The organism is Streptomyces sp. NPDC005808, from assembly GCF_042871385.1.
GTDB lineage: Bacteria > Actinomycetota > Actinomycetes > Streptomycetales > Streptomycetaceae > Streptomyces.
The window spans coordinates 273729-289842 of sequence record NZ_JBIAIK010000003.1 but is presented as its reverse complement, the minus strand read 5'-3'; the positions used below and the strand labels follow the sequence as shown (position 1 = coordinate 289842).

General features: G+C 71.2%; 11 protein-coding genes. 5 read left to right on the top strand and 6 right to left on the bottom strand.

Annotated features, from left to right (window positions below):
- The first annotated feature begins 8 nt into the window (after positions 1-8).
- Together ACFYPC_RS08275 and fxsT are read left to right on the top strand one after the other, a co-directional pair.
- Positions 9-1337 carry a TIR-like protein FxsC gene (locus ACFYPC_RS08275; protein ID WP_388672622.1) on the top strand — a complete coding sequence of 443 codons (1329 nt, stop codon included), beginning with the start codon at positions 9-11 and terminating at the stop codon, positions 1335-1337.
- Positions 1334-5275, top strand: coding sequence for an FxSxx-COOH system tetratricopeptide repeat protein (gene fxsT / locus ACFYPC_RS08270; RefSeq protein WP_388672620.1), 3942 nt, complete (start codon positions 1334-1336; stop codon positions 5273-5275). Before ACFYPC_RS08275 ends, fxsT begins: the two co-directional genes overlap by 4 nt.
- A gap of 136 nt (positions 5276-5411) precedes the next feature.
- Here fxsT and ACFYPC_RS08265 read toward each other — a convergent pair whose 3' ends face one another.
- The gene (locus ACFYPC_RS08265; RefSeq protein ID WP_388672618.1) at positions 5412-6287 is read right to left on the bottom strand and encodes an alpha/beta fold hydrolase; all 876 of its coding nucleotides are present in this window, start codon (positions 6285-6287) and stop codon (positions 5412-5414) included.
- 235 nt (positions 6288-6522) lie between these two features.
- Here ACFYPC_RS08265 and ACFYPC_RS08260 point away from each other — a divergent pair, with 235 nt between their 5' ends.
- A complete protein-coding gene (locus tag ACFYPC_RS08260; protein WP_388672616.1) occupies positions 6523-7989 on the top strand; it encodes a serine/threonine-protein kinase in 1467 nt (488 codons plus the stop codon).
- Between the two features lie 31 nt (positions 7990-8020).
- Here the strand turns inward: ACFYPC_RS08260 and ACFYPC_RS08255 are convergent, their stop codons facing one another.
- On the bottom strand, positions 8021-8983 hold the full coding sequence (locus ACFYPC_RS08255; RefSeq protein ID WP_388672614.1) for an NAD-dependent epimerase/dehydratase family protein: 963 nt from the start codon (positions 8981-8983) through the stop codon (positions 8021-8023).
- A gap of 301 nt (positions 8984-9284) precedes the next feature.
- Between ACFYPC_RS08255 and ACFYPC_RS08250 the strand changes: the two genes are divergently transcribed.
- Together ACFYPC_RS08250 and ACFYPC_RS08245 are read left to right on the top strand one after the other, a co-directional pair.
- Positions 9285-10472 (top strand): MFS transporter, encoded by a 1188-nt coding sequence (locus tag ACFYPC_RS08250; protein WP_388672612.1) that lies wholly within the window; start codon positions 9285-9287, stop codon positions 10470-10472.
- Positions 10469-11053 (top strand): TetR/AcrR family transcriptional regulator, encoded by a 585-nt coding sequence (locus ACFYPC_RS08245; protein ID WP_388672610.1) that lies wholly within the window; start codon positions 10469-10471, stop codon positions 11051-11053. The genes ACFYPC_RS08250 and ACFYPC_RS08245 overlap by 4 nt, the downstream gene beginning before the upstream one ends.
- A 10-nt stretch (positions 11054-11063) precedes the next feature.
- On the opposite strand, the gene ACFYPC_RS08240 is transcribed toward ACFYPC_RS08245, so the two are convergent.
- The 4 genes from ACFYPC_RS08240 to ACFYPC_RS08225 are packed head-to-tail and all read right to left on the bottom strand — an operon-like array spanning position 11064 to position 16016.
- Entirely contained in the window at positions 11064-12611 is a 1548-nt protein-coding gene (locus tag ACFYPC_RS08240; RefSeq protein ID WP_388672608.1) for an ABC transporter ATP-binding protein, read from the bottom strand.
- Entirely contained in the window at positions 12608-13459 is an 852-nt protein-coding gene (locus tag ACFYPC_RS08235) for an ABC transporter permease (RefSeq protein ID WP_388672606.1), read from the bottom strand. Before ACFYPC_RS08235 ends, ACFYPC_RS08240 begins: the two co-directional genes overlap by 4 nt.
- Positions 13456-14463, bottom strand: a complete 1008-nt coding sequence (locus ACFYPC_RS08230; protein WP_388672604.1) for an ABC transporter permease — start codon at positions 14461-14463, stop codon at positions 13456-13458. The genes ACFYPC_RS08235 and ACFYPC_RS08230 overlap by 4 nt, the downstream gene beginning before the upstream one ends.
- A complete protein-coding gene (locus ACFYPC_RS08225) occupies positions 14460-16016 on the bottom strand; it encodes an ABC transporter substrate-binding protein (RefSeq protein WP_388672602.1) in 1557 nt (518 codons plus the stop codon). The genes ACFYPC_RS08230 and ACFYPC_RS08225 overlap by 4 nt, the downstream gene beginning before the upstream one ends.
- Between the last annotated feature and the right edge of the window lie 98 nt (positions 16017-16114).

The following is a 16114-nucleotide window of genomic DNA, read 5'->3' as shown; positions in this document are numbered from 1 at the left end:
GGGGGCGCGTGGAGATACCTGATCGGGACCTGGAACGGGAACGGGTTTCGGACAACAGGCCCTATTTCTTCCTGAGTTACGCCCACACACCGCCGTGGGGGCCGGGCGGTGGCGACCCCGATCACTGGGTGCAGGTGCTCTTCACGGATCTCTGCGACCACATCATGGCGCTCACGGACCTTCCGGCCGGCGCGCCCGCCGGATTCATGGACCGGGAGATGCGCTCGGGGGACGGCTGGCCGGAGAAACTCAGTGAGAATCTGGCGAACTGCCGGGTCTTCGTACCGCTGTTCTCGCCGCGCTACTTCACGAGCGAGAGTTGTGGCCGGGAATGGTTCGCGTTCAACGAACGTATTCTGCGGGCGCGGGCCACCGGTTCCGGTGCCGTCCCCACCATCGTGCCCGCTCTGTGGACGCATATCGATTACGCCCAACTCCCGGATTCCGTACGGCATATACACGTGGATCACGCCCAGTTCGGCGACCGGTACGCGGCCAACGGGATCTACGGGCTGATCAAGCTCAACCGGCTGCGCGACGAGTACGAGGAGACCGTGCTGGGGCTGGCCCAGCGGATCGTGCGGGTCGCCCACGAGTCGCCGTTGCCGTCCAGCAGGCCCCGCCCCTACGAGCGGACGCCGAGCGCGTTCAAACCGCGCGGCGAGGGGCCCCGGCACATCCATCTGACCGTGGCCGCACCCACCCGGCACAGCATCCCCGAGCACCGCGACACCCGCCCGTACGGCGAGGACGCCCAGGACTGGAACCCGTACCACTCGGAGTCGACCCGGCCACTGCCGACCATCGCCGAGGAGCTGATCCGCTCGCTCGACTACCGGATCACGGTGTCGTCCTTCGACGACGAGGACCCCGGCGAGGACCTGCTGACGGACGACTCCGACAAGACGGCGCCGAGCCACCCCGGGATCCTGCTGATCGACCGCTGGGCGCTCGGTGACGAGGAACGGCGGCGCAGACTCAAGGCGTTCGACGCGAACGCCCGCCCCTGGGTCAGCGCGATCGTCCCCTGGAACCGGGCCGACCTCCAGTGCCACGGCGAGGAGGGCCGGCAACTGGCGGAGGAGCTGGAGCGGACGCTGCCGGTGATCCTGGACCGGGGCCGGCGCACCGACTCCCGGGTCGCCGTCAACGGCGTACCGACCCTCAAGTCCTTCACCGACGTGCTGCCGGCCGTCGTCGCGCACGCGACCCGGCAGTACCTCAAGCACGCCGAGGCCCATCCGCCGCCGGGCCCCGCGCTCCGCAGGCCCCGACTGACGGGCCCCACCCACCCCCCGCAGCTCGACAGCGGATCCGAACCCGGAGGAGAAGCATGACGGCCGTGCAGGACGGACGCATCATCACCTTCTACTCGTACAAAGGGGGCACGGGCCGCACGATGGCCCTGGCCAACACCGCCTGGATCCTCGCCGCCAACGGCAAACGCGTCCTGACCGTCGACTGGGACCTGGAGGCTCCGGGGCTGCACCGCTTCTTCCACCCCTTCCTCCCCGACGCGCTCGCGGCGACCACCGGCGTCATCGACATCATCAGCGAGTACGCCTGGGCCGCGACCACCCGGACCCAGCGCACCGGCCCCTGGCACCTGGACTACGCGCACGTGGAACAGCACGCCATCTCGCTGACCCCCGAGCGGCTCGGACTGCGCTTCCCGGACGGCGGCTCCCTCGACTTCCTCTCCGCCGGACGCCAGGACCGCTCGTACTCCGCGACGGTGTCGTCCTTCGAGTGGGACAACTTCTACGAGCGCCTGGGCGGCGGCCTGTTCTTCGACGCGCTGCGCGACGACATGAAGGCGTCGTACGACTATGTCCTGATCGACTCGCGTACCGGGCTCTCGGACAGCGCCGACATCTGCACCATCCAGATGCCGGACGTGCTCGTGGACTGCTTCACGCTCAGCGACCAGTCGCTGGACGGCGCGGCGGCCGTGGCCCGCAGCGTCGAGGGCGGATACGGCAAGCGCAAGATCCGGGTGCTGCCCGTGCCGATGCGTATCGACGAGGGCGAGAAGGAGAAGGTCGACGCCGGACGGGCCCTTGCCCGGCTGAAGTTCGACGGCCTGCCCAAGGGGCTCGGCGGCGAGGAGCTCGGCTCCGAGGACCTGAGCGCGTACTGGGGCAACGTCGAGATCCCCTACCGCCCCTACTACGCGTACGAGGAGACGCTGGCCACCGTCGGCGACGAGAGCGGGCTCGCCAACTCGCTGCTGTCCGCCTTCGAACGGCTCACCGCGGTCATCTCCGACGGCGAGGTCACCTCGCTGCCGCCGGTGCCGGAGCCGGTGCGGCTGCGCTGCCGCGACGCGTTCCTGCGGCGGCGGCCGCTGACGACCGCCACCGCTGTCGTCATCGCGTACGCGGCGGAGAACCGCATGTGGGCCGACTGGGTCGAGTCGCTCCTTGTGCGCGCCGGCTGCCATGTCACCCCGCACGACATCGCCGCCGGGCCCGTCGAGCACCTGGACACGGCCACGCGCACCCTGGTCCTGCTGTCGAACGCCTTCAGGAAGTCCCGGTACGCCGACACCGTCTGGCGCGCGCTCATCGAGTCCGGGGCGGGCGCCCCCGGGGTCCCGGGAGCCCAGCTGGTCCCGCTGCGGGTCGACGAGATCCGGCTGCCCGAGAGCTACCTCGACCACAACCCGGTCGACCTGCACCGGCTCGACGAGACCCAGTGCGTCAGCGCGCTGCTGGGCGCCCTGGAACTGCCGGGGCTGCTCACCGACAACGGCGAGTCGGGACCCCGCTTCCCGGGTATCGCCCCGGCGATCTGGAACGCGCCCCAGCGCAACAACACCTTCACCGGCCGCAACGCCATCCTGGACCGGGTCCGCGACCAGATCGGCGGCGGCATGTCCATCGTGCTGCCGCAGCCGCAGGCGCTGTTCGGGCTCGGCGGCGTCGGCAAGACGCAGGTGGCGCTGGAGTACGTGCACCGCTTCATGGCCGACTACGACCTGGTGTGGTGGATCTCCGCCGAGGACACCGGCAACGTCGTCGCCTCGCTCGCCGACCTGGGGGCCCGCATCGGCGCGCCCAGCCGCGACGACATCAACCTGGCCGCCCAGGAAGCCGTCCAGATGCTGGCGCGCGGGGCGCCCACCAAGCGCTGGATCCTGGTCTTCGACAACGCCGACGACCCGTCGGAGCTCACCCGCTACTTCCCCAGGGGAGGCGGCGGCCACATCCTCGTCACCTCGCGCAACCAGGCCTGGGCGCAGCAGGGGGTGTCCCTGCCCATCGACGTGTTCCTGCGTGAGGAAAGCGTGGAACACCTCACCGGGCGTGCCTCGGGGCTCAGCGCCGAGGAGGCCGACCAGGTGGCGAGCGCGGTCGGCGACCTGCCGCTCGCGGTGGAGCAGGCGGCGGCCTGGCTGGCCGAGACGGCGACGCCCATCAGGGACTATCTGCGCCAGCTTGCCGAGCAGACCACCGAGGTACTGGACCTCAACCAGCCCCCGGACTACCCCAAGACGGTGGCCGCGACCTGGAACATCTCCATAGCGCGTCTGAAGGAACGTTCCCCGGCCTCCGTACGGCTGCTGCAGTTGTGCGCGTTCCTGGCCGCCGAGCCGATCTCCTCGGACCTGCTCTACAGCAAGGAGATGATCGACGCTCTCAGGCCCTACGATCCCGCACTCCAGGAGAGTCTGCTGCTCGGCCGGGTGATCCGCGAGATCGGCCGGTTCGCGCTCGCCAAGGTCGACCAGGTCAGCAACAGCATCCAGGTGCACCGCCTGGTGCAGGCCGTGATCCGCTCGCAGCTGACCGAGGAGGAACAGCGGGAGGCCCGGCACGTGGTGCACACGGTGCTCGCGGGCTGCCGGCCGGACGGCGACGAGCCCATCGACGACCCGGAGAACTGGCCGAAGTTCGCGGTCATCTGGCCGCACCTGACGGCCTCCGACGCCCGCAACTGCACGGACGCGGGCACCCGTCGTCTCCTCATCGACCGCGTCCGTTACTTCTGGAAGCGCGGCGACTTCCCCAGCGCACAGCAGCGCGCGGAGACCCTCCTCGCGGACTGGAAGCCGATCCTCGGCGAGGACGACGTCCAGTACCTGTATCTGCGCTGCCAGCTCGGCAACATCCTGCGCTCCCAAGGGCTTTACGTGGAGGCCCGGGAGATCAACACCGAGCTGCTGGAGCGCCAGAAGCGGGTGCTCGGGCCCTCGCACCCGCACACGTACGTCACCATGTCCAGTCTCGCCAGTGATCTGGCGGCGCTCGGCGTGTACGGGTCGGCGGTGGACTTCGCCCGCGAGGCGCACCAGGGTTTCAGCCAGATCTTCCACGAGTCCCACCGCAGGACGCTGAGCGCGGCCAACAACCTCGCGCTCGCGCTGCGCATGGTGGGCCGCTACGGCGAGGCACGCGTCCTCGACCAGGAGACCTTCGACCGGCGCACGGAGGTCCTGGGCAGCGACCATCCGTACACCCTTGCCTCGGCGGGGCGCCTGGGCCGCGACCTGCGGGAGGTCGGCCGGTACGCGGAGTCCGTGTCGCTCCTCTCGCGCGCGTACGAATCCCACAAACGCATCCTCGGTAAGGAGTTCCCCGGCACGCTGAGCTGCGCCAAGTCGCTGGCTGTGTCACTGCGCAGGGCGGGCCAGTTCGAGGACGCCCGCCGCCTCACGACGGCTACGCGGGCGCAGTACCGGGCCCAGTACGACGCCCACACGCCCGACTCCCTGGCCTGCGACCTGAACATGGCCGCCGACCTGTTCGCCGCCGATGAGCGGGAGGCCGCGCGCGAGGTGGCCAAGGAGGCGCTCGCCGAGTACATGAAGGTCCCGGGCGAGGCGCACCCGTACACCCAGGCCGCGCTCAACAACCTCGGCATCTTCCACTGGGGCTGCGGGGACTCGCAGGAGGCGGAAGCCGTCTTCCGTCAGGTCCTGCTCCGCATGGGAGAGGTGCTCGGCGAGGAGCACCCGCACACCCTCTTCACCGGCATCAACTACGCCAACGTACTGGCCGACCAGGGTCGCTTCGAGGAGGCCCGGGAGCTGGAGAAGAAGGCGGTGGACACCCTCGGTTCGGTGCTCGGCCGACATCACCCCGAGACCCTGGCCATCGTCACCAACTCGGCGCTGACGCTCTCCGCACTGGGCCGCAAGGACGAGGCGCGCCGCCTGGGCGAGGAGGCCCTGGGCGAACTGCGCACGCTCCTGGGCGACGAGAACGGAATGACGCGGATCGCGGCCGCCGGACGGCGCATCTACCGGGATCTGGAGCCGCTGGCGGTGTGAGGGCCGGTTCCCAGCCCCTCGGCCGCGGAGCTTGCGGGCTGAGGGCCGGCGCCTCCGGCCGGCCACTCCGGCCGGCGGCTCTGATTGGTGGCCCCGGTTGGTGGCCCCGGTTGGTGGCCCCGGTTGACGGCCCCGCTCAGTCAGGCAGGTCCGCGAGCAGCCAGCCGAACACCTTCGGCAGGGCCCGCAGCGCCGCGAAGTGGGCGCCGGTCGGTTCGAGAACAGCCGTCGCCCGGGGGATCCGCGCGGCCAGCCAGGACGAGTGGGACGCCGGTGAGAAGACGTCCTTCGCGCCGTGCCACAGCATCACCGGCACCTGGATGTCCGCCGGATCGAAGCCCCAGTCCCCGGTCAGCGCGAGCGCGTCGTCGATCCACCCGTACGGCGAATGGCGCAACGCCTCGCGGTAGTTGCGCAACAGCATCGACCGGATGGTGTTGTCCGAGACGATCTGCCGGTCGTCGTCGGTGAGATCCCTCCGCAGCTCCTCAAGGAGCCGCGCCGGATCACTCCGGATCGCGGCGGACCGCGGAATCAGCCTGGCCACGAACCGTTCGGGATCGGTGAACGCGGTCTTGAACTCGTTGACGTTCGACGGCGCCATCCCGGCGAACCAGTCGAGCCCCTCCGCGTCCCGCGGCGCGAGCCCGACCAGCGCGGCGGCCCGGGTCACCCGCTCGGGCATCAGCGCGGCGCAGGCCAACGCGTGCGGGGCGCCCCCGGAGCGGCCGGCCACCGCGAACCGGTCGAGGCCGAGCGCGTCGGCGACGGTGGCCACGTCCTGGGCGACGTCGACGACGCGGCGCCCCGGCTTGCGGTCGGAACCGCCGTATCCGGGGCGGTCGTAGCTGATCAGTCGCGTACCGCACTGGTAGAGGAACATGGGCCGCGGCCGGGGCCCGACCCGGCTGCCGGGCATGCCGTGCAGCAGGAACACCGGGCGCCCGCGCGGATCGCCCGAGACCTCGACCCGCAGAAGCCGGCCGTCCGGCGTCCGCACATGGTCATGCACCGCGCTCCCCCCTCCCTCGGTCCGGACGGACCGGGACAAACGCTGCCCGGACTTTGCCCATGCGCTTCCGCCACGAAACGAATCCGCAGGTCAACAGAGCCTCATGTCATGCCACTTGGGACCCATCCGCAACCGCCGCACCACCGCGTGCCCGGTCGACGATGTCGCTCGCCGCACGGACGGCGCCCTTCTCCCGCGCGGAGGCCGGGCCCGGCGCTGTTCTACTCTGTCGCGCATGGACGCACCGGGGGACATCGTCGACGGACGGTTCGAGCTGATCGAGCGGCTCGGCAGCGGAGGCATGGGGACGGTGTGGCGCGCCCGCGACACCGTGCTGCACCGCGATGTCGCCCTCAAGGCCGTACGGCCGGACGCGGCGGCGTCCGAGGCGGTACGGGAGCGAGTGCTGCGCGAGGCGAGGGCGCTGGCCCGGCTCAGCCACCCGCATGTGGTCATGGTTCACCACATAGTGGACGTGGCGCCCCACCCCTGGATCGTGATGGAGCTGGTGCCCGGCACATCACTCCAGGACAGACTCGACAAAGGCCCCCTGACACCCGTGGAGGCGGCCGGTCTCGGCCGCCAGGTGCTCTCCGCCCTGCACGCCGCGCACACCGCCGGCATCCAGCACCGCGACGTGAAACCCCCCAACATCCTGTTGCGCCCCGACGGCGCCGCGGTCCTCACCGACTTCGGCATCGCGGCCCTGCATGACGCGACCGCACTGACTCTCACCGGCGAACTGATCGGCTCGCCCGAGTACATGGCCCCGGAGCGGATCCGCGGTCACGACGAGAGTCCGGCCTCCGACCTCTGGTCCCTGGGAGTCGTCCTGTACGTCTGCGTGGAGGGCGTCAGCCCCTTGCGCCGCGCCACCTCGCTCGCCACCCTGGCCGCGGTCATCGACGATCCGGTGCCGCCCCCGCTGCGTTCCGGACCGCTCGCCCCCGTCCTGGAGGCACTGCTCGTACGGGATCCGGCGGCCCGCCCCGACGCGGCCCGCCTGGACACGATGCTCGCCGAGGTCGAGTCGGGTACGGCAGCACAGTGGGCGCATCGGACGCCGGCGACCGTCCTTCCCGAGCCGCCCACCGGCCGCACACCCACCCAGCTGGACAACCCCCGGCCGCCGGACACCCCGGTCCGAATGGAGGGGGGCATTCGGAATTCGCGACCCCGGAACCGTACGGGGATCGCGGTCGCCGTGACCGCCGTGCTGGCCGTCGCCGCGGCGGGCGCGCTGTTCCTGAACCTGCGCGGCGACCCGGGCGACGGCAAGGAGGCGAGTACGGGCGGCAGTTCGGGCACACCGGTGAGCGGGACATCCGCGCCGGCCACCCCCACCCCGACGCCCACGTCGAGCGAAGCCGCAACGGGCCGCTGGATCGCCCAGCTCTTCTCCGAACCCGTCAGCTCCGGAACCGCCGCCCGGGACACCCGCCTCGCCGAGGTCAGGAAGTCCGTACCCGAGGCTGTCTACCTGCGCAGCGACGACTACGCCTCGCTGAGCGCCGGCTACTGGGTGATCTACGCGCCGGGCCCCTTCACCGACGGCCGCGCCGTCCTGGCGTACTGCGGCGAGCACGGCAGAACCACCGCGAACACCTGCATCGGCCGCTATCTGAGCACGAGTTCGGCCGACTACGACCTCCAGTGCCACCCACCGGCCGACGCACCGACGGGCCGCTGCACCCGCTCCTAGGACCTGTCCGGCGTCAGCGCACTGTCCGGCGTCAGCGCAGTTCGGCCAGCCCCTCCTTCTGGGTCTTGATGGGCTGGTAGCCGAGTTCCGTGCGTGCCTTGGTGATGTCGATGGTGCACTCGAGGCTGGTCACCCACATGCTCAGGTAGTCGAGCGGGGGCGCGCCCTTGAGTCGCAGGCCGCGCCAGAGTGTTTCGCCGACTGCGGCGACCGTCCTGGCCACGCCGTAGGGCAGGGATTTGGTCGGCGCGGAGACGCCCTGGGTTGCCAGGAGTTCGGTGAGGATGTCGCGGAAGGCGACGGGTTCTCCGTCGGTCACGAAGTACGTCTGGCCGGGGCGGCCGCGCTCGGCCGCGAGCATCAGTCCTTCCACGACGTTGTCGACGTGCGCGGTGTCGGTGAGGTGCCGGCCGCCACCGACCCATGCGAAGCGCCCACTGTTGACCATGTCCACCAGTACGGGCAGCAGCGAGGTGTCTCCCGCGCCCCAGATGAAACGCGGACGCACCACGACGGTCTCCAGGCTGCCGTTCGCGTCGATCACGATCTGTTCAGCGGCTGCCTTGGACGCGACGTAGGGGGCGCGCGAGTCCGGCCGCAGCGGGGCTGACTCGTCCACATTGACCAGCGGCCGGCCGTTCATGACGACTGCCTCGGTGCTGACGTGGACCAGCCGTCGCACCCCGGCCGCGCGCGCGGCGCGCACGAGGTTGGCGGTGCCGTCGACGTTGTCGGCCCAGAACTGCTCGCGGGTGCCCGGGCCGGCGGTGCGGGCTGCGGAATGGAAGGCCAGCTCACTCCCCGCTACCGCGGCGCGCAGGCCGGCCACGTCTGCCAGGTCCCCCCGCACCGGCAAGGCGCCCAGGTCTTTGACCTTGCCGGCCGCAGCGTCACTGCGTGCCAGGGCGCGGACGGAGTGCCCCTCCTTGATCAAGCGGGTGATCAGCCGGCTCCCGACGAACCCGGAACCGCCAGTGACGAACACGGTAGCCACGATAGGCCCCTTTACTATAGCGATCGGCATAGCTATGACGGCCAGTATACTTACTTACGGGCATCGCGAGACCCAAGTCGGATTCACGGGGCAAGATCTGTGCGTCATCGCACAAGGCAGCCCTTCCGGACCGGGCGAGCGCATCTCTGCACGGGCAAACCGGCGTTCCGCCGACGTGGCCCCCCAGGAGACAGACCTGTCTATTTCTAGGAGACAGGTCTGTCTCTTTCCAGGAGACAGACCTGTCTCATTCCGGTAGGGTGCAGATATGGCTACCACGGATACTCGACCAGGTTGGACAGTGTCAGCCCGTCCTCGGGTGACGGCCCGTATCGCCCTGCTGGCCTCGATCAGCGCGACGTTCCTCGCGACCTCCAGCGCTCCGACTCCGCTCTACGACGTGTACTCCCAGCGGTGGGGTGTGTCGGCGGCGGCGATCTCGGTGGTGTTCGGCGCGTACGCCCTCGCCTTGCTACTGGCTCTGCTGGTGCTCGGTCGGGTCTCCGACCACATCGGACGTCGGGCGGTCATCTTCCCTTCGCTCGTCGTGCAGGTGGTGGCGATGCTGGTGTTCGCCGGCGCCGGCGGCGTCGACGGGCTGCTCGTGGGGCGAGTGCTTCAGGGGCTGTCCACGGGCGCGGGTCTCGCGGCGGTGGGGGCGGCGCTGCTCGACGTCGACGCCGAGCGGGGCCGGATCGCGAACTCCGCAGCGCCTGCGCTCGGGTCGGCAGTCGGGGCTCTGGCCTCGGCCGTGCTGGTCACTTTCGCACCGATGCCGACGCGCCTGGTGTACCTGGTGTTCGCCATCGTGCTGGTGCTGCAGATCGTCGCGTTGTCGCGGTTGCCGGAGACCGCGCCGCGCACGCCGGGAGCGGTGCGTTCCCTACGGCCCAGGCTGCGCGCGCCGCGGCGAGTACGGGCGCTGCTGGGCGCCGCCGTGCCCGTGCTGTTCGCCGTATGGGCCGTATCGGGCCTGTTCGGGGCGTTCGGCCCGCACCTCGCCGCCCAGCTCACCGGGTCGTCGTCCCCCATACTCGGCGCCCTGCCCATCGCGATCGTCGGGGCGGTGGCGCCGGTGGTCGCGTTCTCCACCACCGGGCTGGCCGGGCGTAGGTCACTGGCGTACGGCATCACGGGCCTGCTGACGGCGCTCGCGATCACCGCGGTTGCGCTGCTGTCGGACCAGATGTGGATCCTGCTGGCGGGTTCGGTGGTGGCGGGAGCCGGCTTCGGCTTCGGCTTCCGCGGCGGTATGGACCTGGTACTGCCCGCCGTCGACGAGTCCGAGCGCGCGGACACCTTGTCGCTGCTCTACATCGCTTCCTACCTCGGGTTCGGCGTACCTGCCATCGTGGCCGGCATCGTGCTGCAGGGCACCGGAAACCTGACCGCGACGACGCTCGGCTACGCCGCCGTTCTCGCGGTGCTCGCCGCGACGGCGGCCTGCGTGCTCCGCCTGACCGGCGACAACGAAGGGACGAACCCGTGACCACTCACACCACCGGCGAAGCGGCGGCACGCTCCCCCCGCGAACGCCTGCTGGCCTCCGCAGACGAGCTCTTCTACAGCGAGGGTGTGCACACCGTCGGCATCGACCGCGTGATCGAGCATGCCGGGGTTGCCAAGGCATCGCTGTACCGCCTGTTCGGCAGCAAGGAAGAGCTCGTCGCCGCATACCTGGGCGCCCGCCACGAGCAGAATCTTGCCGAACTGCGCACCGCCGCCGAGCGGCTCCCGGATCCTCGTGACGGCATCCTCGCGGTGTTCGACACGCAGGCGCGCTGGCTGCGGCGCCGTACGTATCGTGGCTGCGCGTTCGCGCGGGCCAGCGCCGAGCCCGCCACGGGCGCGCAGGTCCAGCGGGCCACCGACACCTACCGTGCCGCGGTCCACGAGCTGTTCAAAGATCTCGCCACCCGGGCAGACGTGCGGGATCCCGAAATGCTCGCCGACCAGCTGGACATGCTGTTCCACGGCGCCGGTGTCCTCGTCGTCAGCAGCAGCAGCCGACGCAGCAGGTTGATCGCCTCCACCCGGGCCGCCGCCGAAACGCTGATCGCCGCCGCCTAGCCAGTACGTGTCACGTCATCCGCGCCCGTGTCCGCAGTAGAGCCCGGGTCGCCGGGTGGGCCGGAGCGGTGAAGACGGCTGCCGTGGGGCCGGACTCGACGGTGCGACCCGAGTCGAGGACGGTGACCGTGTCGGTGCGGTCGGCGACGAGCGGGAGGTCGTGGCTGATCAGGACCAGAGCGGTGCCGCGCTCCTCCCGCAGCCGGACCAGCAGGTCCATGATCGCCTCGGCGGTGGCGGCGTCCAGCGCGGAGGTGACCTCGTCGCAGATGAGGACGTCCGGGTCGGCCGCGAGCGCCCGGGCGATGGCCACGCGCTGGCGCTGTCCACCGGACAGTTCGTGCGGGTAGCGGGAGGCGAACTCGGGCAGCAGGCCCACCTGTTCGAGCAGGTCCGCCACGCGGGCCGGCACTTCAGCGGACGCGCACCGCCGGTGCAGCCGCATCGGCCTGCCGATCGCGGCGCCGGCCGTGCGGCTGGGGTTCAGCGCACCGAGCGGATTCTGGGTGACCAGCTGGATGCGGCGTCGCTGTTCGCGGCTGCGGCCACGCAGGCCGGCGCTGAGCGGCACCCCGTCGAGGCGGATCGTGCCGGCGGTGACCGCTTGCAGCCCGACCACGGCGCGGACGAGGGTGGTCTTGCCGGATCCCGAGGCGCCGACGATGCCGGTCGCCGAGCCGGGGGCGACGGACAGGGCTACGCCGTCGAGGGCGGGTGCGTCCGAGCGCCGCCCGAAGCTGACGCGGAGGTCGCGCACGCCGAGTACGGGTTCGGTGGCGGTCGAGGAGGCCCGCCGCTCCGGCAGCTTCCCGGCAGCACGCGGCAGAGCAGTCCCGTACATCCCCAGTTCCACCACCTCGTCCGCGATCCGCTCGACGAGTTCCGGGTCGTGGCAGGAGAGGGCGACGGCGAGACGGTGCTCGCGGGCGAGGTGCCGGAGCAACTCGCCGATCTCGTCCCGGAGTTCGGGGTGGAGGCCGGCGGTCGGCTCGTCCAGCAGGAGGATCTCGGGGCGGCGGGCCAGGGCACGGGCGAGGGCCACCCGGCGCTGCTGCCCGCCGGACAGAGCGGCGGGCCGCCGGGCGGCCAGCGCACCGTCGTCGTCCGGGAGCCGTACCTCGGCGAGGAGTCGGCGCACCGCCTCCGGGGTCCCGTCGTCGGCGAGTTCGCGGAGCAGGGAGCGGACTCGCATCCGGGGGTTCAGCCCCGAGCCGGGGTCCTGCCCGACGTAGGCGAGCCGCTCGCGGCGCAGGGCGCGCAGCTCCCGTTCGCGGAGGGTGAAGACGTCACGGCCGAGCACCTCGACGCGCCCCGCGGTGCGCTCCGTACCGGGTGGCAGCAAGCCGGTGAGGGCGCGCAGCAGGGTGGTCTTGCCGGAGCCGGAGGGGCCGGTCAGGGCGACGACCCGGCCGGGGCGGAGGGCGAGTTCGGCGGCTCGGAGCACAGCCCGGCCGCCGGAGCCGGACACGCTGAGGCCGGTGACCTGAACTACCGGTTCGAGAAGAGGAGTTGACGTCTCGTCGTCGCCCTCCCGATACCGGTCGAGTGCGTGGCTCACAGTACGGTCACCGTCTTCCGGCCGGTCTGGGGGGCGAGGGCCGCCGCCGCGAGGTTGACGCTGAGGGCGAGGAGGCCGATGGCGAGGCTGGGGGCGACGACGGACCAGGGGTTGAGGAGGATGCCGGAGGAATTCTCACGGATCATCAATGCCCAGTCGGCGGCGGGGGGTTGTGGACCGACCTGGAGGAAGCCGGCAGTGGCGACCAGGTAGACGGCGGCGACGAAGCGCAGGCCGAACAGGGCGAGGAGGGTGGCGCGCAGGTTGGGCAGGACCTCGCGCAGGACGAGGTGCCAGAGCCGTTCGCCGCCCGCCGCGGCGGCCTCGACGTACCCGGAGGCGGCCACCGGGGCCGCCGCGCCGGCCGCGAGGCGCACCGCGTACGGCACGCCGAGCAGTACGGCGGCGGTGATGACGGCGAGGCGGCCGCCGTCCGGCCAGGACAGGGTGACCAGGAGGATGCCGAGCACGGCGGGCAGCAGCATCAGTACGTCGGCGACCCGTTCCACCAGGCGCCCGACGGGCGGTCGCAGCGCGCCGATCGCGCCGAGCACCGCCGCGCTGCCGGTGACCAACGCCGCGACGAGCAGCGAGGAGAGCACCAGGTCACGGCCGCCGGCCAGCAGTCTGCTGAGTACGTCCCGGCCCAGTTGGTCGCCGCCGAGTACGGCGTCCGCGCCGGGTTCCGCGTACGGCGCGGTGACCGGGGCGTCGATGGCGTGCTGGGCCAGCCAGGGCCCGACGAGGGCGAGGCCGACGAGCAGCAGCGCGGGCAGCACGCGCAGGGCGGTCGCACGTATTCGGTGAGGCTTCGACGGCTTCCCCCCGTCGAGAAGGTGAAGGGTCATCGCCGTACTCCCGCCATCAAGTCCCGTACCAGATCGGCCAGTAGCAGTACGCCCGCGATGACCGCGCCCGAGAGGGCCGTCACCCCGGCGATCACGGGGCTGTCGCGGTCGGTGACCGCCGAGGCCAGCACCGAGCCGATGCCCGGGTAGTTGAAGATGGTCTCCACCACAACCGCGCCGCCGAGCAGCATGCCCGTGGAGGTCGCGAGGCCGGCGGTGATGGTGGGCAGGGCGCCGGGCAGGACGTGGTGGGTGAGGACGCGGTGTGGCGGAAGTCCGTCGAGGACGGCGGTCTCCACGTGCGGGGCGCGGGCCTCGTCGGCGAGGGCGGCGCGCACGATGCGGGTGTTCCAGCCGGTCTGCGGGATGGTCAGAGCGAGCGCGGGCAGGATCAGCATGGTCCAGTCGGAGGGGGTTCCGTCGGCGTCGGTGAGGGTGACGGCGGGCAGCCAGCCGGTCCACAGCGACAGCACCAGGAGCAGGGCGACGGCCACCACGAACTCGGGCAGCGCGAGGACCGTCGTCGCCGCACCGGACACCGCCCGATCCACCCGGCCGCCCGGCCGGAGCGCGGCCCAGCAGCCGAGTGCCAGGGACAGCGCGGCGGTGAGGAGCAGCGCGAGCCCGCCGAGGAGAAGGGTGTTGGGGAAGGCACTCGACAGCAGGTCGGTGACCTTCTCGCCGCGCGCCGAGGTGCCCAGGTCTCCGGTGGGCAGGCCGCTCATCCAGTCCCAGAAGCGTTCCAGGACCGGCCTGTTCAGGCCCAGCAGGTCCCGCCGCCGCTCGATGTCGGCCGCGCTCTCGCCGCGCTCGGAGGTGGCGGTCGCAGCGTCCCCGGGGAGCAGCTCGACGGTGAGGAACACCAGCCCGAGGAGCACCGCGAGCAGCACCGCCCGCTTCAGGACGACAGCGCCGACCTGGGCGAGCAGCGACAAGGGGGCCCACGCCGACCGGACCCTCGGAGCCGGTGGGGAGCCGGTCGGCGTGGTCGTGTCAGGCGTCAACGGGCCAGCCACGCCTGTTCGAGCTGGACCCTGCCGTAGCCGGGCAGTGTGGGCAGCCCCTGGACGGCGGACCCGGCGAGGTCGATGCCGTCGGCCATACCCCACAGGAGGTAGCCCGAGCTGTCGTACTCGATCTTCTGGAGTTCCGTCAGCAGCGCGGTGCGCTCACTCGCGTCAGCGGTGCCGATGGCCTTCTCGTACGCCGTGTCGAAAGCCTCGTCCTTCCAGCCGGCCTCGTTCTGGCCGCTGTCGGAGACCATCGTCTTGCTGGCGAAGAAGACCACGGAGTCGTTGGTACCCCAGTAGGTGGTGTAGAGGTCGCCGTTGAGCCAGGTCTTGTCCCAGAAGGTCCCCGACTCCTGCTTGACGACCTTCACCTTGACCCCGGCCTCGCGGACCTGGGTGGCGAAGAGGGTGGCCGACTCGGCGAGGCCGGAGATGTCCTCCGTGGTGTACAGCTCGTACGTCTTGGAGGTGTCGAACTTGGCCTCGGCCAGCAGCTGCTTGGCCTTGGCGAGGTCGCGGGTGCGCTGCGGGAGGCTCTTGTCGTAGGCCGGGTCGCCGGTGCCGAGGATGTCGTTGGCGACGGTGCCGTAGCCGGAGAGGACCTGCTTGACCATGGCCTCACGGTCGACGGCCAGGCGCAGCGCCTCGCGGACCTTCGCGTCGGCGAACGGTCCGTCGGCGGTGCGCATGACGATGGGCATCGCCATGTCGTTGGGGCGGCGGATCGTCTGGACGTCCTGGCGGCCCTCGGCGGTGCGGGCGGCGACGGCACCGACGTTGGAGGCGACGTCGATCTGGTTGGCGAGCAGGGCACTGGCCATGGCCTGCGGGCTCTCGAAGATCTTCACCTCGATGGCGTCGAGGTACACCTCACCGCCGTACCAGTCCGCGTTGCGGACGAGTCGGGCGTTGCCGCCGCGGAACCAGTCGAGCTTGAAGGGGCCGGTGCCGGGGGCCTCGGCGATGTCCTTGTCGGTGGTGCCCTTCGGTATGACGAAGGTGGTGAGGCGGGTCAGCAGGGGCAGTTCGGCGTTGGCGTAGTCGGAGACGAGGACGACGGTGTCGGTGCCCTCGGCGCTGATGTTGTTCTCCTGGACGCCCGGCAGCCGGGAGGCGCCGGCCGGGGTGGCGCGAAGGCGCTTGAGCGAGAAGACGACGTCTTCGGCAGTGACCGCCGAACCGTCGTGGAACTTCGCGCCCTTGGCGATCGTGAACCGCCACGTCCTGAGGTCGTCGGAGGCTTTCCAGCTCGCGGCGAGCCGGGGCTCGGTGTTGGGCCGGGTGCCGGGGACGGTCAGAGTGTCGTAGATCAGGCTGAGGATGAGGTAGTCACTCTCGTTGGCCTGAGTGCCGTGCGGATCACGGGTGATGGCACCCGCGCGGCCCAGCGCGCCGACCCGCAGCGTGCCGCCCTTGCGGGGCTTGGCGGAGCCGCCGGTGGCGGACCCGGCCGGCTCCTCGTCGCTGCCGCCCCCACAGGCGGTCAGCAGGGCGCCCGCCCCGAAGGCGCCGCCGATCCAGAGCACGTGACGTCGCGTCAGGTCCACTTGTCCCTCGTTTTCCCGCAGTTGGCTGGATTGCTTAGGCTTACCTACCCTGTGCCCCACCTGTATAACAAGACCGCGAACAGTGTGACATAGATCCT

Bases quoted from the DNA above. Each gene is read 5' to 3' on its own strand.
- fxsT (WP_388672620.1), top strand. From the start codon at position 1,334: ATGACGGCCGTGCAGGACGGACGCATCATCACCTTCTACTCGTACAAA.
- ACFYPC_RS08235 (WP_388672606.1), bottom strand. From the start codon at position 13,459: ATGACCCTTCACCTTCTCGACGGGGGGAAGCCGTCGAAGCCTCACCGA.
- ACFYPC_RS08260 (WP_388672616.1), top strand. From the start codon at position 6,523: ATGGACGCACCGGGGGACATCGTCGACGGACGGTTCGAGCTGATCGAG.